General features: G+C 72.5%; 19 protein-coding genes and 1 tRNA gene. 13 read left to right on the top strand and 7 right to left on the bottom strand.

The window, feature by feature from the left end:
• The first annotated feature begins 52 nt into the window (after positions 1–52).
• From JOD48_RS15820 to JOD48_RS15795, 6 genes are all read left to right on the top strand, one after another.
• Positions 53–2,155 (top strand): carbohydrate-binding module family 20 domain-containing protein, encoded by a 2,103-nt coding sequence (locus JOD48_RS15820; protein ID WP_239527440.1) that lies wholly within the window; start codon positions 53–55, stop codon positions 2,153–2,155.
• Positions 2,156–2,266: 111 nt separating this feature from the next.
• Positions 2,267–3,040, top strand: coding sequence for a nucleoside triphosphate pyrophosphohydrolase (locus tag JOD48_RS15815; RefSeq protein WP_191790983.1), 774 nt, complete (start codon positions 2,267–2,269; stop codon positions 3,038–3,040).
• Positions 3,041–3,320: 280 nt separating this feature from the next.
• On the top strand, positions 3,321–4,601 hold the full coding sequence (gene eno / locus JOD48_RS15810; protein ID WP_191790982.1) for a phosphopyruvate hydratase: 1,281 nt from the start codon (positions 3,321–3,323) through the stop codon (positions 4,599–4,601).
• Between the two features lie 221 nt (positions 4,602–4,822).
• A complete protein-coding gene (locus tag JOD48_RS19655; RefSeq protein WP_239527435.1) occupies positions 4,823–5,761 on the top strand; it encodes an FtsB family cell division protein in 939 nt (312 codons plus the stop codon).
• Between the two features lie 369 nt (positions 5,762–6,130).
• Positions 6,131–6,595 carry a DUF501 domain-containing protein gene (locus JOD48_RS15800; RefSeq protein WP_225227157.1) on the top strand — a complete coding sequence of 155 codons (465 nt, stop codon included), beginning with the start codon at positions 6,131–6,133 and terminating at the stop codon, positions 6,593–6,595.
• Positions 6,596–6,709: 114 nt separating this feature from the next.
• A complete protein-coding gene (locus JOD48_RS15795; protein ID WP_191790981.1) occupies positions 6,710–7,663 on the top strand; it encodes a Ppx/GppA phosphatase family protein in 954 nt (317 codons plus the stop codon).
• A gap of 58 nt (positions 7,664–7,721) precedes the next feature.
• Here the strand turns inward: JOD48_RS15795 and JOD48_RS15790 are convergent, their stop codons facing one another.
• Positions 7,722–8,624 carry an endonuclease domain-containing protein gene (locus JOD48_RS15790; RefSeq protein ID WP_204809743.1) on the bottom strand — a complete coding sequence of 301 codons (903 nt, stop codon included), beginning with the start codon at positions 8,622–8,624 and terminating at the stop codon, positions 7,722–7,724.
• Between the two features lie 302 nt (positions 8,625–8,926).
• Here JOD48_RS15790 and JOD48_RS15785 point away from each other — a divergent pair, with 302 nt between their 5' ends.
• From JOD48_RS15785 to JOD48_RS15765, 5 genes are all read left to right on the top strand, one after another.
• Positions 8,927–9,259 carry a PadR family transcriptional regulator gene (locus JOD48_RS15785; protein WP_191790979.1) on the top strand — a complete coding sequence of 111 codons (333 nt, stop codon included), beginning with the start codon at positions 8,927–8,929 and terminating at the stop codon, positions 9,257–9,259.
• The gene (locus JOD48_RS15780) at positions 9,256–10,668 is read left to right on the top strand and encodes a hypothetical protein (protein ID WP_204809742.1); all 1,413 of its coding nucleotides are present in this window, start codon (positions 9,256–9,258) and stop codon (positions 10,666–10,668) included. The genes JOD48_RS15785 and JOD48_RS15780 overlap by 4 nt, the downstream gene beginning before the upstream one ends.
• Positions 10,669–10,856: 188 nt before the next feature.
• A complete protein-coding gene (locus JOD48_RS15775) occupies positions 10,857–12,413 on the top strand; it encodes an NAD(P)/FAD-dependent oxidoreductase (RefSeq protein WP_191790977.1) in 1,557 nt (518 codons plus the stop codon).
• Between the two features lie 202 nt (positions 12,414–12,615).
• Complete coding sequence (locus JOD48_RS15770; protein ID WP_191790975.1) at positions 12,616–13,473, top strand: oxygenase MpaB family protein; 858 nt, start codon at positions 12,616–12,618, stop codon at positions 13,471–13,473.
• Positions 13,474–13,566: 93 nt separating this feature from the next.
• Positions 13,567–13,640, top strand: a tRNA-Leu gene (locus JOD48_RS15765).
• A 16-nt stretch (positions 13,641–13,656) separates the two neighbouring features.
• On the opposite strand, the gene JOD48_RS15760 is transcribed toward JOD48_RS15765, so the two are convergent.
• On the bottom strand, positions 13,657–14,052 hold the full coding sequence (locus tag JOD48_RS15760; protein WP_191790974.1) for a VOC family protein: 396 nt from the start codon (positions 14,050–14,052) through the stop codon (positions 13,657–13,659).
• 155 nt (positions 14,053–14,207) lie between these two features.
• Here JOD48_RS15760 and JOD48_RS19940 point away from each other — a divergent pair, with 155 nt between their 5' ends.
• Positions 14,208–14,645 (top strand): helix-turn-helix domain-containing protein, encoded by a 438-nt coding sequence (locus tag JOD48_RS19940; RefSeq protein ID WP_191790973.1) that lies wholly within the window; start codon positions 14,208–14,210, stop codon positions 14,643–14,645.
• Positions 14,646–14,752: 107 nt separating this feature from the next.
• A complete protein-coding gene (locus JOD48_RS15750; RefSeq protein ID WP_204809741.1) occupies positions 14,753–15,517 on the top strand; it encodes a DUF6882 domain-containing protein in 765 nt (254 codons plus the stop codon).
• 65 nt (positions 15,518–15,582) lie between these two features.
• Here JOD48_RS15750 and JOD48_RS15745 read toward each other — a convergent pair whose 3' ends face one another.
• From JOD48_RS15745 to JOD48_RS15725, 5 genes are all read right to left on the bottom strand, one after another.
• Positions 15,583–16,188 carry an ATP-dependent Clp protease proteolytic subunit gene (locus JOD48_RS15745; protein WP_204809740.1) on the bottom strand — a complete coding sequence of 202 codons (606 nt, stop codon included), beginning with the start codon at positions 16,186–16,188 and terminating at the stop codon, positions 15,583–15,585.
• Positions 16,188–16,820, bottom strand: a complete 633-nt coding sequence (locus JOD48_RS15740) for a ClpP family protease (RefSeq protein WP_204809739.1) — start codon at positions 16,818–16,820, stop codon at positions 16,188–16,190. The genes JOD48_RS15745 and JOD48_RS15740 overlap by 1 nt, the downstream gene beginning before the upstream one ends.
• 127 nt (positions 16,821–16,947) lie before the next feature.
• Complete coding sequence (locus JOD48_RS15735) at positions 16,948–17,175, bottom strand: hypothetical protein (protein ID WP_204809738.1); 228 nt, start codon at positions 17,173–17,175, stop codon at positions 16,948–16,950.
• A complete protein-coding gene (locus tag JOD48_RS15730; protein ID WP_204809737.1) occupies positions 17,172–17,801 on the bottom strand; it encodes an ArsR/SmtB family transcription factor in 630 nt (209 codons plus the stop codon). The genes JOD48_RS15735 and JOD48_RS15730 overlap by 4 nt, the downstream gene beginning before the upstream one ends.
• Before the next feature lie 87 nt (positions 17,802–17,888).
• Positions 17,889–18,359, bottom strand: a complete 471-nt coding sequence (locus JOD48_RS15725) for a MarR family winged helix-turn-helix transcriptional regulator (protein WP_239527432.1) — start codon at positions 18,357–18,359, stop codon at positions 17,889–17,891.
• Between the last annotated feature and the right edge of the window lie 199 nt (positions 18,360–18,558).

Here is an 18,558-nt window from a genome sequence, read left to right as displayed (position 1 = left end):
AGCCACGCGCCGATGCGGGGCTGTGCGCAGCACCGAAACGGAGAACGCAGCAATGATGCTCAGCCGAACAACCAGACCGGTCCGCACGAAGCCGCGGCGCAGACTTCTCGCCGGGCTCACGGCGCTCGCCGTGGTCACGTCGGGGCTCGTCGCCGGGGCCGTGCCCGCCGCGGCCAAGGCGCCCACGCCCTCCCCCGTGGTCGCGTCCGAGAACGGCCGCGGGAACGTCGTCCTCAACATGTTCCAGTGGACCTGGGACGCTGTCGCCGCCGAGTGCACGAGCACGATCGGGCCCGCCGGGTTCGGCTACGTCCAGGTCTCCCCGCCCCAGGAGCACATCCAGGGCACCGCCTGGTGGACCTCCTACCAGCCCGTGAGCTACAAGATCGAGTCCAAGCTCGGCAACCGTGCCGAGTTCCAGAACATGGTCAACACCTGCAGGACGGCGGGCGTCGGCATCGTGGTGGACGCGGTCGTCAACCACACGGCAGGTGCCGACACCGGGTCCGGCACGGGAACCGGCGGGACCGGCTACTCGGTCGACAGCTTCCCCGGGGTCCCGTACGGGGCGAACGACTTCAACGACTGCCGCGCCGACATCACCAACTACGGCGACCGGTACAACGTCCAGAACTGCCGCCTCGTCTCGCTCCAGGACCTGCGGACGTCCTCCGACTACGTGCGCGGCAAGATCGCGGGCTACATGAACGACCTGCTCGGCCTGGGCGTCGCGGGCTTCCGCATCGACGCGGCCAAGCACATCCCCGCCGCCGACCTCGAGGCCATCAAGGCCAAGCTGACCAACCCGAGCGTCTACTGGGTCCACGAGGTCATCGGGGCCGGGGGAGAGCCCGTCCAGCCCGCCGAGTACCTGGGCAGCGGCGACTCGCACGAGTTCAACTACGCCCGCACCCTCAAGAGCCGCTTCGATGGCAGCATCGCGAGCCTCGACGAGATCGGCAACGGGCTGCTCACCTCCGACCGTGCCGGGGTCTTCGTCGACAACCACGACACCGAGCGCAACGGCGAGACCATGAGCTACAAGTGGGGCGCCAAGTACAAGCTCGCCAACGCGTTCATGCTCTCCTGGCCCTACGGCTCGCCCGCGGTCTACACCGGCTACACGTGGACCGACAAGGACGCCGGCGCTCCCGGCGCCACCAGCGCCTCGGTCCCCGACGCGAGCTGCTCGAACAGCGCCTGGACCTGCACGCAGCGCTGGACCGAGATCGCCGGCATGGTCGGCTTCCACAACACGGTCGAGGGCACGTCCGTGACGAAATGGTGGGACGACGGCAACAACAACATCGCGTTCGGCCGCGGGGCCAAGGGCTACGTGGCGATCAACAACACGGCCTCCGCCGTGACGCGTACCTACCAGTCGTCGCTGCCCGCGGGCACCTACTGCGACGTCGTGGCCGCCAAGGACTGCTCCGTGACCCGAACCGTGAGCGCGTCGGGCACGTTCAGCGCGACGGTCCCCGCGTACGGCGCGCTCGCGCTGCACGTCGGCAAGACCGGTGGCACGCCGTGCACGGTCGACTGCCCGACCACCACCGCCACCACGGTCTACTACTCGACCTCGAAGGGGTGGAACGCGTACAAGGTCCACTACAAGGTCGGTGCGGGCGCCTGGACCACGGCCCCCGGGGTCGACATGACCACAGCCTGCACGGGCTGGGTCTCGCGCCAGGTCCCCGCGAACGGGGCGACCATCACCGCCGCGTTCACCAACGGCTCGGGCACCTGGGACAACAACGACGGCAAGGACTTCAGCCTCACGGGGCAGCACGTCCAGGTCTCGGGCGGCGTCGTCACCTCGGGCGACCCGTGCGCGGGGACCGGGGGCAGCCCCGGGGAGACCGACGGCGACGCGAGCTTCTCGGTCGACGCCACCACGGTCCTGGGGCAGAACGTCTACGTCGTGGGCAGCATCCCCGCCCTCGGCTCGTGGGCTCCCGCCGCGGCCAAGCCCCTGTCCTCCGCGACGTACCCCGTGTGGAAGGTCGTGCTCGACCTGCCCGCCGGCACCACCTTCGAGTACAAGTACGTCAAGAAGGACGGCGCGGGCACCGTGGTCTGGGAGAGCGGCGCCAACCGCACGGCGACCGTCGGACCGAACGGGGCCGTGACCCTCACCGACACCTGGAGGTAGCCGGCCCTCCGGCGCCGCTGGCCCCCGCACTGCCGGGCAGCAGACCGCCAGGCAACAGACCGGAGGGCTCCCGTCCAGGGGCCCTCCGGTCCGCCTCCCTACGATGGGCGCATGACCACGAGCGAGCCGAACCACCCCGGTCCCGTCGACCCCCTGCGCGAGTCCGTCGCCGTCATGGACAGGCTCTACTCGGCCGGCGGGTGCCCGTGGGACCGCGAGCAGACGCACGAGACCCTGGTCCGCTACCTGCTCGAGGAGGCGCACGAGCTCGCCGAGGCCATCGAGACGGGCGACCGTGCGGGCATGCGCGAGGAGCTGGGGGACCTGCTGCTCCAGGTCCTGTTCCACGCGCGCATCGCGAGCGAGGACCCGGTCGCCCCGTTCACGGTCGACGACGTCGCGGCCGACCTCGTCGCCAAGCTCGTCAGGCGTCACCCGCACGTGTTCGCGGACACCGCGGTCACCACGGGTGACGGCCACGCGGCCCTGTATGCGCAGTGGGACGAGATCAAGCAGCAGGAGAAGCAGCGCGATTCCGTCCTCGAGGGCATCCCGCTCGCGCAGGGTGCGCTCGCCCGCGCCCAGAAGGTCCTGTCCCGCGCGCAGCGCGCCGGGCTGGGGGAGGTCGTCGCGGGTACCGGCCCGACGGCGGTCGTCGCGTCGGTCCCTCCCGTCGCCCCGGGCGAGGCGGAGGACCGGAGGGGAGCGGCGCCGTCGGGCACGCCGGGCGACGCGGAACGGGCGTACGGGCACGAGCTGCTCGAGGTCGTGCGCCGCGCCCAGGCCGACGGGGTGGACGCCGAGACGGCGCTGCGGGTCGCGCTGCGCGAGGTCGAGCGGGCGATCGTCTCCGCCGAGGGTGACGGGCACGCCCGCCGGGGGTGACCCGAGCGTCACCCTCGGCCTCACCCTCGGCCTCACCCTCGGCACCGCGTCGGGTCACCGTCGGCGTCCCGACCTGTCACCCCCGGCGGGTGCACACGTCACCCTCGGCGAGCCCGGCGCCCACGTACGGCCGACATGCGGGCGATCGTGTCCACGAGGCGACGCCCGAAGCACTATGTGTTCCCGACCACTAGGCTGGGTTGCGACAACCCCGGACGCGCCCGACCGCCATCGTCGCCTGCCCTGCGCTCCGGACCTGGAAGCAGCTGAAGGAGCAACCGTGGCAAGCATCGAAGCCGTTGGAGCACGCGAGATTCTCGACTCGCGCGGAAACCCCACCGTCGAGGTCGAGGTCGTGCTCGACGACGGTACCTTTGCCCGCGCAGGCGTCCCCTCGGGCGCCTCGACCGGCGCTTTCGAGGCCGTCGAGCGTCGTGACGGCGACAAGTCCCGCTACCTGGGCAAGGGTGTCGAGGGCGCGGTCAACGCCGTCATCGACGAGATCGCCCCCGAGCTGCTCGGCTTCGAGGCCGAGGACCAGCGCCTCATCGACCAGGCGCTGATCGAGCTCGACGGCACGCCGAACAAGGGCAAGCTCGGCGCGAACGCCATCCTCGGTGTCTCGCTCGCGGTCGCGAAGGCCGCCGCGAAGAGCTCGGGCCTGGACCTGTACCGCTACGTCGGTGGCCCGAACGCGCACGTCCTGCCCGTCCCGATGATGAACATCCTCAACGGTGGGTCGCACGCCGACTCCAACGTCGACATCCAGGAGTTCATGGTCGCCCCGATCGGCGCCACGTCCTTCCGTGAGGCGCTGCGCACCGGTGCAGAGGTCTACCACTCCCTGAAGTCCGTGCTCAAGAGCAAGGGCCTCGCGACGGGCCTCGGCGACGAGGGCGGCTTCGCCCCCAACCTGCCGAGCAACCGCGACGCGCTCGACCTGATCCTCGTCGCGATCGAGCAGGCCGGCTTCAAGCCGGGCGTCGACGTGGGCCTCGCGCTCGACGTCGCCGCGACCGAGTTCTTCAAGGACGGCGCGTACCAGTTCGAGGGCAAGGCGACGAGCTCGGACGAGATCATCGCCTACTACAAGCAGCTCGTGGCGGACTACCCGCTGGTCTCGATCGAGGACCCGCTGTCCGAGGACGAGTGGAGCGCCTGGTCGCAGCTCGTGTCCGAGGTCGGCGACAAGGTGCAGATCGTCGGCGACGACCTGTTCGTCACCAACCCGGAGCGTCTCGCCAAGGGCATCGAGCTCAAGTCGGCGAACTCGCTGCTCGTGAAGCTGAACCAGATCGGCACGCTCTCGGAGACGCTCGACGCCGTCGAGCTCGCCCAGCGCAACGGCTTCACCGCGATGGTCTCGCACCGTTCGGGCGAGACCGAGGACACGACGATCGCGGACCTGTCCGTCGCCGTCAACGCCGGCCAGATCAAGACCGGTGCTCCCGCCCGTGGCGAGCGCATCAACAAGTACAACCAGCTCCTGCGCATCGAGGAGGCCCTGGACGACGCGGGCCGCTACGCCGGCGCCTCGGCGTTCCCGCGCTGGAAGGCGTGAGCTGACGCTCTCCCGCTGAGCACGGCCTGACCCCGGTCCGGCCGTCGCGCGGCACCCGGACGCCCGGTGGTTCCTCGGAACCACCGGGCGTCCGTGCTGTGCCGTCGAGGCCGTCGAGGACGGCTCTGGTTGTGAACGCTTGGTGTGGATCCGGCCACGTTGCCCCGGCACGCCGTGGACCCTGCGCCCGAGCGGCTGCGGGGGACGGCACAATCGGCTCCATGCCCACGAACCGTCGTCCGTCCACGCCCGGCGCGTCGCCGCGCCCGGGCGGCGGGCGCGGAGGCGGAGGCGCACGCGGCGACGGTCGTTCGTCGACGGGCCGCGCACGGGGCACCTCCGGCCCGACGACGTCGCGCTCCGACGCGGGCACGTCCAGCAGGTCCGGGGCCGGCACGGGTGCCCCGAAGGCCGGTCCCGCGAAGGGGGCGAGCAAGGACGCGAGCACTGCCAAGGGCTCGGGGCCCGCGACCGGCGCGGGACGCAAGCCCGCAGCGCCGCGCAAGCCGTCGGCCACCTCGGGAGGCTCAGGCACGGGCGGCCGGTCGGGTGGTTCCTCGAAGTCCTCGACCTCCACGACGACGCGCGCGGCACGCACGGCGCGGACCCCGCGGACCCCGCGACCGACCGCCTCGACACGGGCCCCGGCGCTCGCGGACCGTCGACGCAGCCGCAACGGCCTCCTGCTGCCCGAGGTCGTGACGGTCCGTTCGCTCGTGATCGCCGTCGTCGTGCTCCTCGCGGTCGTCCTGCTCCTGCCGACCTTGCGCGCCTACGTGAACCAGACGGGCGAGCTGCGCGCGCTGCGGGCCGAGGTCGCGGCCGCGGAGGCCGAGCGCGACGACCTCCAGGTCCAGCTCGGCCGCTGGGACGACGAGGCGTACGTGATCGCCCAGGCGCGCGACCGGTTGAGCTATGTGATGCCGGGCGAGCGTGCGTGGCGGGTCATCGACCCGGACACGGTGGTCGACGACCTCGATCCCGAGACGGGACGGAAGATCACGGACGGTCCTGTCGGGGTCGAGGGGAACGACGGCGCGCCCTGGTACACCTCGCTGTGGCGGTCCGTGCAGCTCGCGGGGGAGCAGCCGGCTCCCGGCGACTCGCCGGTCGAGCAGGGGAGCGACGGGCCTCCGGCCACGGACGCCCCGACACCGTAGGCGCCGTGCCGCACCCGCTCGGCGAGCGTGCCGGCAGCCATGGTCCGCGCGACGGGCTCGGCCAGGTCCGCCACGCCCTCAGGTCCTTCGAGCGTCCCGGTGAGGGCCGATTGCCGATCCGGCCGCTCGACCGGGGACAATGGGAGGGCGTCGGCTCCCGACGCCGGACCAGCACCGCACGCCGCAGATCGGAAACTTCTCGTGAACGACTCGACCTCCTCCGCCCCGGACTCCGTGGACCACGGTGGCGCAGCCGACGCCGTAGCCCGTGACGCGGCACCGGTGACCGATCGCGGTCCCGCGCGCAGCGCCGACGCCCCGGCCGTCCCCGAGGCGGACCGCTCGCGCCCCGAGGTCACACCCGAGGACCTGGAGGTCCTGCAGGAGCAGCTCGGCCGCCCGGCGCGCGGCGTCGTGGGGATCGCCGCGCGCTGCGTGTGCGGTCGCCCGCTCGTCGTGCACACCGCGCCGCGCCTGCCCGACGGCACCCCGTTCCCCACGACGTACTACCTGACGGGCCCCGGCGCGGTCGCGGGCGCCTCGACGCTCGAGGCGAACGGCGTGATGAAGGAGATGTCGGAGCGCCTGACGCAGGACGGGGAGCTCGCAGCCGCCTACGTCCGCGCGCACGAGCACTACCTCGCGGCGCGCGAGTCGCTCGGGCACGTCGAGGAGATCGCGGGCATCTCGGCGGGCGGCATGCCCGTGCGGGTCAAGTGTCTGCACGTGCTCGTGGGCCACGCGCTCGCGGCCGGGCCCGGCGTGAACCCGCTGGGTGACGAGGCACTCGTCATGATCTCGGGCACCTGGCGCGCGGACCGCTGCACCTGCTGAGCGGGCGGCCCGCGGGCGGGCTCGCGGCCGTCGCGGTGTGACGCTCGCGACGCCGACCGTCCACGGGCGGCGTCCGAGACCGCCGCGGGTCCGGCGGGTGGCACCCTTGATGTCATGACTTCTTCTCGCGTCGCCGCGATCGACTGCGGCACCAACTCGATCCGCCTCCTCGTCGCCGACGTCGACCCCGAGACGGGCGTGCTCACCGAGCTCGACCGTCGCATGGAGGTCGTGCGCCTCGGTCAGGGCGTCGACCGGACGGGCCGACTGGCCCCGGAGGCCTTGGCCCGCACGCTCGACCAGGCGGCCGAGTACGCCCGGGTGATCGAGGATCTCGGTGCGACGCGCACCCGGTTCGTGGCGACGTCGGCTACCCGTGACGCGGAGAACCGTGGCGAGTTCGTCGAGGGCGTCCTGGCCCGCCTGGGCGTCGAGCCCGAGGTCGTGTCCGGGACGGAGGAGGCCGAGCTGTCCTTCCGTGGCGCGACGGGCGTGGTCGCGGCGAACCACCCCGGCCCGTTCGTGGTCGTGGACCTCGGGGGAGGGTCGACCGAGCTCGTGCTCGGCACCGACGCACCGGAGGCGGCGTGGTCCATGGACGTGGGCTGCGTGCGCATGACCGAGCGTCACCTGCGCTCGGACCCGCCGACGGCCGAGGAGATCGCGGCGGCGCGGGCCGACGTGCGGGTCGCGCTCGACACGGCGTCGCTCACCGTCCCGCTCGGCAAGGCCGCGACGCTCGTGGGGCTCGCGGGCTCCGTCACGACCGTGACCGCGCACGCGCTCGGGCTCGAGCGGTACGACCGCGACCGGATCGACGGTGCGGTGCTGACGGTCGACCAGACGCTCGCCGCGTGCGAGGACCTGCTGGGCCGCACGCGCGCCGAGCGCGAGGCGCTGGGCTTCATGCACCCGGGCCGTATCGACGTGATCGGTGCGGGCGCGCTCGTGTGGGCCGAGGTCGTGCGCCGGGTGCGTGACGACGTCGCGGCCGCGGGCGGCGAGCTCACGTCGGTCGTGACGAGCGAGCACGACATCCTGGACGGGATCGCGCTGTCGATCGCGTGATCTCCTCCGCCGAGAAGTGAGTTGGCGCCCCTGGATCGCACGATCCAGGGGCGCCAACTCACTTCTCGGCGGGGCCAGGGACTGTGCGAGACCGGAGCAGCGCGGCAACGCGCGCCACGAGGCGCGCCGGGTGGCGGTAGACGTCGTCGGCCGTGGCGACCACGGTCCGCCACCCGAGGTCCTCGAGCCACTGCCTCTTCGCGACGTCCCGGCGCCAGGTCCGGGCGTCGGTGCGGTGCACGTCGCCGTCGTACTCGATCGCGACCCTCTCGGCGACGTAGACCATGTCAGGCAGGGCGACGAAACGGCCGTCCTCGTCGAGGACCGGGACGTTGACCTGCGGGCACGGCAGGCCCGCGCGGACGAGCACGAGTCGGGTTCGCGTCTCCATGGGCGAGTCGGTCCCGGTGCGGAGGTCGTCGAGGGCGGTCCGCATCCGTGCGACTCCGCGTGCACCAGCCGGCGTGCCGCGCACGGTCTCCCGCAGCTGCCCGAGCGTCGAGGCCGGGGACTTGCGGCGCAGCAGCGAGTCCCCGAGAACCACGAGCTCGTCGAGAGGCAGGGTTCCGGCGAGCTGTCGCCACGCGTGCTCGGGGGTGACGACCAGCAGCCCGTCCAGGTGCCGCACCGGCAGCAGGTCGGCGTCGTGCGTGTGGGCCACGTATCCGGTGCGACGCGGGACGACGGCTCTGCTGGGGACGCTCAGGTGCACACGGTCGTCGCGTGCGACCTGCCAGGGGAGGTCGACGCCGTGAAGGCGGAGTGCGCTGCCGTGACTGATCGCCGAGCCCACGGGCGCGGATCGCATCACGGCGGCGGCCCGGACGGAGAGCACGTCGGCATGCTCTGCCGCGACGCGCAGGCCTCGGGTGGGGATCGCGAGGCGTGGGTGGCGCAGCATCTTCGGGGAGAGTCCGGAGGCCCGGCCCTCGGCCACGGTGAACGGTTCGTCGGTGCGCATGCGGGCACTGTGCCGCGCTGCGGGCGGGTGAGGGGGCTGGAGCGGGCGATCTGTGGACACGGGTGTCCGGGGCGCACTCTGTGGACGCGCACCCTGTCCCGCCGAGAAGTGAGTAGACGCCCCTGGATCGAGCTATCCAGGGGCGTCTACTCACTTCTCGGCGGCCGCGGCCGCGGATGGGCGGGAGCGGCTCGGCGGATGCGGGTCGGTAGGTGTGCGACACGCGGTAGTTCACTCTGTCCGGTAGTGCGGGTTGCGTAGTAGTGTCTGCCGCACAGGAGTCGGGCGAGCAGGGAGTCAGGGTGGACACCACACAGCTGTTGAAAGGCGTCCTCGACGCGGCGGTCCTCGCCGTCGTCGCGGACGAGGACGGGTACGGGTACGACGTCGTGAGGCGCCTGCGGGCCGCAGGTCTCGAGGAGGTGGGGGACGCGTCGGTCTACGGCACGCTACGCCGCCTGTACGCGGGCGGGATGCTCACGAGCTACGTCGTCCCCTCGGACGAGGGCCCGCACCGCAAGTACTACGGCATCAACGCGCAGGGCCGGGCCATGCTCGACACCCAGCGCAAGGAGTGGCAGGAGTTCTCCGGCACGCTGACCGGCCTCCTCAAGACCTCGGAAGGAGCCGCATGATGTCCATGACCCTGAGCCCCGAGGCCGTGATCCTCGACCAGGTCCGCCGCTACGCCGCGGACGTCCGCGTGCACCTCGCCGACCTGTCGCCCGAGCAGGTCGACGACCTCACCGACGGCCTCGAGGCGGACCTCGCGGAGGCGCTCGCCGACATGCCGGGCGCGCTGCGTCCGCTCCCGGAGGGAGGCGACCTGCCCGACGGCGGAGCGACCACCCTCCTCGACGTCGCCGCGCGCTTCGGTCCGGCCGCCGGGTACGCGGCCGAGCTCCGTTCCGCCGCGGGCCTGGATCCTGCCGCTCCGGGACCTCGGCCGCGGCGCAGCCCGGGGGACCGCCTGGCCGCGGACGGCAGGCGGTTCATGTCGGAGTGGAGGTCCCTGTGGGCCCCCCTGACCTCCTCCGCGCAGTGGTCTGCGTTCCTCGAGTTCGCCGCGGTGCTGCGGCCCGCGTGGTGGGTGCTGCGGCCGTGGGTCGTGGTGCTCGTCGCCTACTCCGGGTTCCACCGGCCGCAGAGCTTCGAGCTCGTGCCGCAGGCGACCTACTGGCGGATCCTGCTGGTGCTCGCGATCGTCGTGAGCGTGCAGTGGGGCCGTGGCCGGTGGCTGCGCTGGCGCGGCATGCGCCCCTTGCGCAGGGCGGTCGACGTCCTCGCGGTCCTCGTGGCCGTGCCGTTCTTCGTGAGTGCGGCCTTCGGGACCAACGCCGAGCTCAACGGGCTGCCGGCGGGCTCCTCGGCGTCGTACCAGCTGGGCTACGACGACGGCGTCCGGGACAGCTCGTCCGGCATCTTCGGTGCGAGCGGCGTACGCGCCGGGTACGGCGACAGCGGGGTCTTCGTCGACGGCTCGCCCGTGAGCAACCTGTTCGTGTACGACGCGAGCGGGCGCGCCCTCGAGGACGTCCAGATCTTCGACGACCAGGGCCGGGCCGTGCGGACGATCACTGCCGAGGACGCCACCCAGCCGTGGACGCTCCCCGACTTCGAGCAGGGGTGGTACTTCCAGCCGTCGTTCTCGACCGACGGTCGTGAGCGCTGGAACGTCTACCCGTTGCGCGGTCTGCCCGAGGACGCGGTCGAGTGGGACGGCTCCGAGCGGCCGGTCCCGCTCGAGGGTGAGCAGCCCCGGTCCATGCCGTCACCGTTCCTCCAGGCGCAGCCGCTCCTGGTGCCCTCGACGAGCGGCAGCGCGTCGGCCCCCGCTCCCGGCACCGCCCCTGATGCCGGAACGTCCCCGGCCGACCCAGGGGCGCCCGCCACCCCGCAGGCTCCGACGGGCGGCGAGGGGCCCGCGGACCAGTCGGTCGACGGGACCACCGCACCCTCCGCCCGCGTGCCGGGGACGCGCTCCCCGGCCACCGGAGCGCCGGTGCTCGAAGCCTCGACGGGAGCTGCGCCGTCGGGCGGATGACTCCCCGTACCTCACCCGAGGCCGGTCAGGCAACCTTCGCCGCTTGCCTGGCCGACCTCGGGCCAGCACCTTCCGAAACCGCAGCAACACCCCAAAAGGGCGGCCTCCCGGGCGCTTGTGAAGGTTGTCACGCTCACCAATCGGACAGATGTTCACCAAGAAGTTGAAGACAGTAATACTCTGGTTTCATGCCTCAGAATGACCTGACCTCGGTCACCCCTGCCCAGAACGCGGACGTCGCTGCCTCGCCGCGTCCCCGCAAGGTCCCTCGCATCATCGTCCTGGGTGGCGGCTCTGTCGGTCTGTACTCGGCGCGCCGTCTCCGCAAGAAGCTCGGCAAGCGCGAGGCGGCCATCGTGGTCGTCGACCCGCGCCCGTACATGACGTACGCGCCCTTCCTGCCGGAGGCCGCCGCGGGCTCGATCGACGCGCGCGACGTCGTCGCCCCTCACCGCCGCGCCCTCAAGGGCGTCGACGTGCTGCAGGGCAAGGTCGTGGAGATCAACCACGCCGGCCGCAGCATCACGATCCACCCGGAGGAGGGCGACGACTACTCGGTCTCCTACGACCACCTGATCGTCGGCCTCGGCTCCGTCTCGCGCACGCTGCCCATCCCGGGCCTCGCGGAGAACGCGATCGGCTTCAAGAACGTCGAAGAGGCCATCGCGGTCCGCAACCACGTCATCAACCGGATGGACGTCGCGTCGTCCACCTGGGACCAGGAGCTGCGCAAGCGCATGCTCACGTTCGCGTTCATCGGTGGCGGGTTCGCGGGCATGGAGGCGATCGCCGAGATCGAGGACATGGCGCGCTACGCGACCCGCAACTACCCGACGATCGAGCCCGAGGACCTGCGCTTCGTGATGATCGAGGGCTCGGGTCGCATCCTGCCCGAGGTCTCCGAGCCCATGGGTCTGTACGCGCTCGAGGAGCTCAAGAAGCGCGGCATCGAGTTCCACCTCAACACGTTCCTGTCGTCGTGCGTCGACGGCCACGTCGTGACCTCGACGGGCGTCGAGTTCGACACCGACACCATCGTGTGGACCGCGGGCGTCAAGGCGAACCCGGTCCTCAAGGAGAGCTCGGACCTGCCCGTCGACAAGCTCGGCCGCGTGATCGTGCTCCCGACGCTCCAGGTCGCGGACGAGGACGGCAACGTCATCCCCGACGCCTGGGCCGCAGGCGACTGCGCCGCCGTCCCGGACCTGCTGAACCCCGGCAAGTTCTGCCCGCCGAACGCGCAGCACGCGATCCGCGAGGCCACGCGCCTCGCCGACAACCTGGTCGCGATCCTGCACAGCGACGAGCCCGTCGAGTACAAGCACAAGAGCGTCGGTACGGTCGCCTCGCTCGGCCTGTACAAGGGCGTCGCGGAGCTGTTCGGCATCTTCAAGCTCAAGGGCTTCCTGGCCTGGGCCATGCACCGCAGCTACCACGTGATGGCGATGCCCACGGGCAACCGCAAGATCCGCATCGCGATCGGCTGGATGGGCCAGTTCCTCATGGGCCGCGAGCTCGTCTCGCTCGGTTCGCTGCACGACCCGCGCGCGGAGTTCCGCCAGGCGTCCGTGCCGCCCAAGGGTGCGGGCGAGCCCGTGAAGCAGCAGGCCGTGTCGTCGGCCGCCGAGGCCGAGAACGGCGGGGCAGAGGCCGGCGCCAAGGCGGCTCCGGCCGAGGCCGCCGCTGCCGGTGAGGGTCACGGGCCCGCGAAGAAGGCGACCAAGAAGGCCGCGACCAAGGCCTGAGCCTGCTCGCAGCTCTGCACACGCCGTGAGGGCGGTCCCTGGTGGGACCGCCCTCACGGCTTTCTGCTGCGCCCCCGGGGCGGCCGGTAGCCGCGAGACGGGTGGTTCGGGCCGAGACGGGTGCTCCGGCCGCTGTCCTGGGCACCCGTCTCGGACCGGGCCACCCGTTTCACGTGAATCCATCGCGGCGCACAATGGTCGGGTGAGCACTCGCGTGGTCGACGACCTGAGGTCCCGTGCAGGCCGAGTCCTGTTCGAACGTGTGGCGGGCCCGGACGGCCCGGCCGAGCGCTCCCGCATCCACGACACCCCGGGCCCGCGCTGGTTCCCGCCCGACTCGGCGATCGCGCGCGTGCACGGCGACGCGTCGATGTTCGTGGGCGGCCTGCGTGCGCTGCTTCTCCAGTCGTTGCACCCGCTCGCGATGGCCGCGGTCGCGGCGCACTCCGGGTACCGGGGCGACCCGTGGGGGCGTCTGGCCCGCACGAGCACGTTCCTCGCGGTCACGACGTTCGGGACGGTCGAGCACGCTCAGCAGGCGATCGACGTCGTCCGTTCGGTGCATGTCCGCGTGCGCGGCACGGCCTCCGACGGGCGCCCGTACGCGGCCGACGACCCGTGGCTGCTGCGCTGGGTCCACGTCGCCGAGGCCGACAGCTTCCTCGCCGCGCACCAGCGCTACGGCGAGCGCCCGCTCGATGCCGCGGGCTGCGACGAGTACCTGGCCCAGGCCGCGACGATCGCGGACCGGCTCGGGGCCGTGGACCCGCCGCGCTCGCGTGCCGAGCTGGCGAGGGCCTTCGAGGAGTTCCGCCCGCAGCTCGCGAGGACCTCCGAGTCCGACGACGTCGCTCGCTTCCTCCTGTCCGAGCCCCCTCTGCCATTCCTCGCCCGGGGCCCGTACGCGGCGCTGGGGGCGGCCTCGGTCGCGTCGCTGCCCCCGTGGTCGCGGCGCATGATCCCGGTGCGATGGCCGGTGCGGGGTGAGTCGGTGCTGGTGCGGTCCGGCGGCCGCACGGTCACGAAGGCGATCCGCTGGGCGCTGGCCGGGTCGCGGTAGCGGCCCGGGTCACCGTCCCGAGCGTCGAAGACGGGGACCGGCATCCTGGTCCCGCCTGTCCGCCCGACCTCCGCCGGGATATCCTCACCCCCGGCCCCCATAGCCCAATCGGCAGAGGCATCCGACTTAAAATCGGCGCAGTCTGGGTTCGAGTCCCAGTGGGGGCACCGCGACGCGGGGGCGCTACGACAACCCCGTCGGCCCGTCCGGCTCGGGGTCCTCGGCGGCCTCCTGCCCGAGCGACACCTGGTTCCCGTCGGGGTCCAGCACGCGGGCGACGCGTTCGCCCCACGGCTGGTCCGCGGGCGGGGACACCACGACGACCCCCGCCGCGGCCAGGTGGGAGACGGCCTGGTCGCAGTCGTCGACCGTGACCCACAGGTGCGCGTGGCCGACGTCGGTGCTCTCGCGGTCGACCCCGATCCCCAGCGACGCGTCGCCCACGGCGACCGAGACGTACACGGGTGGTCCGTCGTCGGGGAACTGGTAGGTGACCGTGCCGCGAAGCAGGTCGCGGTAGAAGACGAGCGACCGGTCGAGGTCGGTCGTGGTGAGGATGGGGAAGAGCGTGCGGAACATCGGTGGGCCGCCTCTCGCGAAGGTCTCCTCGGAGCCGTTCCCACGTTACGCCAGCAGCAGACGGGCCACTTCTGCGGGCGTTGTCCGCCCGGGGCGGCGCTAGGTTGAGGGGACGGCGCACCCGCGCCCCACGACCCGCGACGAGGGAGCACGCGATGGCAGCCGCAGGCCAGGTGGTGCTCTTCGAGCGCCGGACCGCCGAGCCGTTGCTGCGGCACGTCGTCGGTGGGATCCTGCGTGCCGAGCGCACCGAGCAGGCGCGCACGCTCCTCGACGTCGCCCTCGCGGCGCAGGTCTCGACGGCGTACCTGTCGGAGGTCGAGCGCGGTCGCAAGGAGGCGTCGTCCGAGGTCCTGGCCGCGATCTGCCGCGCTCTGGGCCTGCGTGTGGTGGACCTCCTGGCGCGCAGCCAGGACGAGTTCGACGCCGAGGCGAGCCGCCGGGCGGGCGCCGAGCGCCGCAGCCTCTCCTCGCAGCCGCGGGCCGTGCGCGAGCTGCATGCGCTCGCCGCGTCGCCGCGGCGGTCCGCGCCACCGGCCCGTTCGGTGACGAGCGGCACGCCCACGACGACGGTCCTGCTGCTCGCCGCCTGAGGGTTCGGAGCGCCGTCGGTTTCCGCCCAGGGTGAATCCCGCCGCGAGCGGCGGCGATCTGTCCGTTTCGCCGCGCGCTGCGCGCCCGTCGGTGGTGTGCTGTCAGGATGTCGCAGACGAACCCGGCGCCCACCCTCCAGGACCTCGTCGACCGCGCCGTGATCCTGTCCGCCGAGCACCAGGCGCACTTCGCCGACCTGGGCGGTGAGTCCGCGTGGGACGCGGACCTGGAGGCCGGCACGCTCACGTTCCACAGCGAGGTCCCGCTCGTGTGCGGGGCGCACTTCCTGGGCACGGCGGCACCCGCGACGCAGAGCTGGTTGTGGGGCTGGCACAACGTGAACCACTTCCCGGAGGGCGTCGTCGCGGCGGCCGAGCACGTGCACCAGCGCGGGGTCACGGGCGGCATCTTCGAGCTGAGCACGCCGGAGATCCTCCTGACGGACGCCGTCCCGTACCGGCTCGCGCTCGCGGCCAAGGCCGTGACCGGTCACTTCACGCACTTCGCCGGGCCGACGGGAGGCGGCACGTGCGCGTGGTTCCTCGTGACGCACCCGCGGTTCGAGCTGCCGCCCGCGACGGTCGCGCGGGTCGCGCGCGTGGTCCCGGAGGGGATCGGCAGCACGGCCGTGGCCGACCACCGCCGGGCCGTGCGGGCCTACGCGGTCCTGCGCGGGCTCGACATCCGCTGGCAGGACGAGCAGACCGCGCTCGTGGGGGCGAGCGACGGCGAGGTGACCGTGTCGTTCGACGAGCGCGGTCGCCTGAGCGGCCTGTCCGCGTCGCTCGCGGCCGCACCCGAGCCGGTCCCTGCGCCGCCGCCCGCACCCGCGCAGCCCGAGCGCCGCGGCTGGTTCGGCCGCAAGAAGTAGGGCGCACCCGGGCGCTTGGGTGAGCGCCGCCGTCGGGCAGGAGAAGGCCCGACGGCGCCGCTCACCTACGCGGCCACGGCCAGCTTGCGGGAGGTCACGACCGCGTCGGCGAGCCCGTACTCCACAGCCTGGTGCGCGGTGAAGATGCGGTCGCGGTCGGTGTCGGCGCGCAGCCGCTCGACGGACTGACCCGTGTGCCGCGCGAGGACGAGCTCGGTCTCCTCGCGCAGGCGCAGGATCTCCTGGGCCTGGAGGGACAGGTCGGAGATGGTGCCCTCGGCGCCGCCCGAGGGCTGGTGCAGCAGGACGCGCGAGTGCTCGAGCACGAAGCGCTTGCCGGGCGTGCCCGCGGCGAGCAGCACCGCGGCGGCCGACGCGGCCTGCCCCATGCAGATCGTCGAGACGTCGCAGCGGATGAACTGGAGCGTGTCGTAGATGGCCATGAGGGCGGTGATCGAGCCGCCGGGGGAGTTGATGTAGAGCCCGATCTCCTGGTCGGGGGCATCCGACTCGAGGTGCAGGAGCTGGGCCATGACGACGTTCGCGACGCCGTCGTCGATCTCGGTGCCGAGGAAGACGATGCGCTCCGACAGGAGGCGGCTGAAGACGTCGAACGCGCGCTCGCCGAGCGGGGTGCGCTCGACGACCGTGGGGATCGTGTAGCTGGACATCAGAGGCCGACCTTCCGGGAGTGTGCGGTGGGGCGGACGTCGTCGACCGACGTGACGACGTGGTCGACCATGCCGTAGGCGAGGGCCTGGGAGGCCGTGAACCAGCGGTCGCGGTCGCTGTCCGCGGTCACGGTCTCGGTGGTCTGGCCCGTGTGCTCGGCCGTGAGCCGGTGCATGAGGCCCTTGGTGTACTCGAGGTTCTCGGCCTGGATCGCGATGTCCACGGCCGTGCCCCCGATCCCGGCGGACGGCTGGTGCATCATGATGCGCGCGTGGGGGAGCGCGTAGCGCTTGCCCGCGGTGCCCGTGCACAGCAGGAACTGCCCCATGCTCGCGGCGAAGCCCATCGCGAGCGTGCTGACGTCGTTGGGGACGAGCTGGATCGTGTCGTAGATCGCGAGGCCCGCGCTCACCGAGCCGCCGGGCGAGTTGATGTAGAGGGCGATGTCTGTGCGCGGGTCCTCGGCCGAGAGCAGCAGGAGCTGGGCGCAGACGCGGTTCGCGACGGCGTCGTCGACGGCGGTGCCGAGGACGACGATGCGCTGGTGCAGCAGGCGCGAGGCGAGCTGGTCGTCGAACGGGGTGGGCGGCGGGGCCGCCTCGGACCGCAGGAGCGGTGGCTGGTTCGTCATGCCTCGACCCTGCCTCCGGGGAGGGGGCCGGGGCTCGGGTATCTGCCCGGGGCGGATCTGCCGAGGGCAGACGGCTGCTCGGTCGTCCGGGCCGCGGTCGGGTGCGGCGACGGACGACGGGAGACGGTCAGGCGATCGGGCGGCCCGAGTGCTGGCGGGCGGCGAGGCGGGCGCGGTCCTCGGCGGCGGCGTCGAGGACCGCGTGCCGGGCTGTCCGCTGCGCGTGCGAGGCGGCCCGGCGCTCACCCCATGTCGTGAGCCGGGTACCGGCGGCGACGAGGAACCGGTCGCTCGGGCGCAGGGCGCGCAGCGACGGTGAACGAAGGTCTGAACGGGTCGGGGCGTAGGTGCTCATGAGGGGTTCTCCTTGCCGTTGATCAGGGGGAACGCGTTGAAGTGGACCTGGACGGGGCGGGCCCCGGGCGTGTCCTGCTGGCCGGCGAACCGGTCGAGGACCGTGTCGCTGAAGCGCTGCCACTCGGCCTGCACCTCCGCGAGCTGCTCCTTGGTGAGCCACATGTTGATCGTGGCGAGCGTCGCGCCGGACTCGAGCCAGGCGCGGTCGAGGGTGCGGGCGTTGTCGAGGAAGTCCATGATCTTGCGCTGGCGCATGGCCTCGAACTCGCGGTTGACGGTGATCGTCGCGGTGAGGGTGCCGTCGCCGGTCCCGGCCTCCTCGTCGGGCAGCTCGATCGTGAAGCCGCCGGGCGCACGTTCCCACCAGCGCTCGCGCGCGGTGCCGCGGCCGGGGACCTCCTGGACGAACCCGTGGCGCTCGAGCTGGCGGAGGTGGTAGCTCGTCGCACCGCTCGACTCGCCGAGCAGCTCGGCGAGTCCGCTCGCGGTCAGTGCGCTGTGGTGGCCGAGCAGATCGAGGATCTGGATCCGCAACGGGTGCGACAGCGCCTTGAGGGCGTCAGGGCCGACGGCCCGCTGGGTGGGGGGCTCGGCTGCCTGCTCGGGGTCGTGGTTCGTGGGCATGGCACCACCGTAGCGATGCAAAGCTCTCTTTGCAAGAGTTTCTTTGCAACTGGTTCTTTGGAAGCGGTGCCCGCTCCAGGACGTGCCTCAGTCCACCGATCCGCGCCCCCTGCGCTTGTAGGTGTCCAGGTCGTCGTTGAGTCGTTCGAGCAGCTCGCCCAGCAGGGCGCGGTCGAGCCGGGACCAGTCGGCCAGGACCTCGGCGTAGAGCTCGCTGCGCATCTCGCGGTGCCGGGCCAGCTCCTCGATCCCTCGTGGCGTGGCCTCGACCAGGACGGCGCGCCCGTCGGCGGGGTCGCGCGTGCGGCGTGCGTGCCCGGCCTTCTCCAGGGCCACGACCTGACGGGTCACGGTCGAGGCGTCGAGGCCCAGGTGGTCGGCGAGGGTGTTGACGTTCTGGGCCCCGCCGACGAGCAGGTCGTGGAGCAGGAGGTAGGCCGAGCGGTCGAGCGTGCCGCTCGGCGGGCCGCCTGCGCGGACGGCCTTGGCCCGCCCGGCGGCCGTGGTGCGCTCGGCTCGTCGCAGGAGCTGGGCGAGCTCGAGCTCGATGGTCGACAAGACCTCCTGTGAGGCGAGATCCGGCCCGTCGCCTGGCCTCTCGGTCGGCCCGTCCCCAGAACTGTTACCCCGAGCAACTGTCATAGGTGTATTCTACAGGGAGTTGCCTGCATGATGCAGATAAATCTCGACCGGCTTCGCCGCGGGCCCGCAGACCAGCGCGTCCTCGCCGACCGCACCCACCAAGCACCCACCAGAC

The sequence above is a fragment of the Oerskovia paurometabola genome (assembly GCF_016907365.1).
Lineage (GTDB): Bacteria > Actinomycetota > Actinomycetes > Actinomycetales > Cellulomonadaceae > Oerskovia > Oerskovia paurometabola.
Note: the sequence above shows the minus strand (reverse complement) of the source record. Positions and strands in the feature narration are given on the sequence as shown.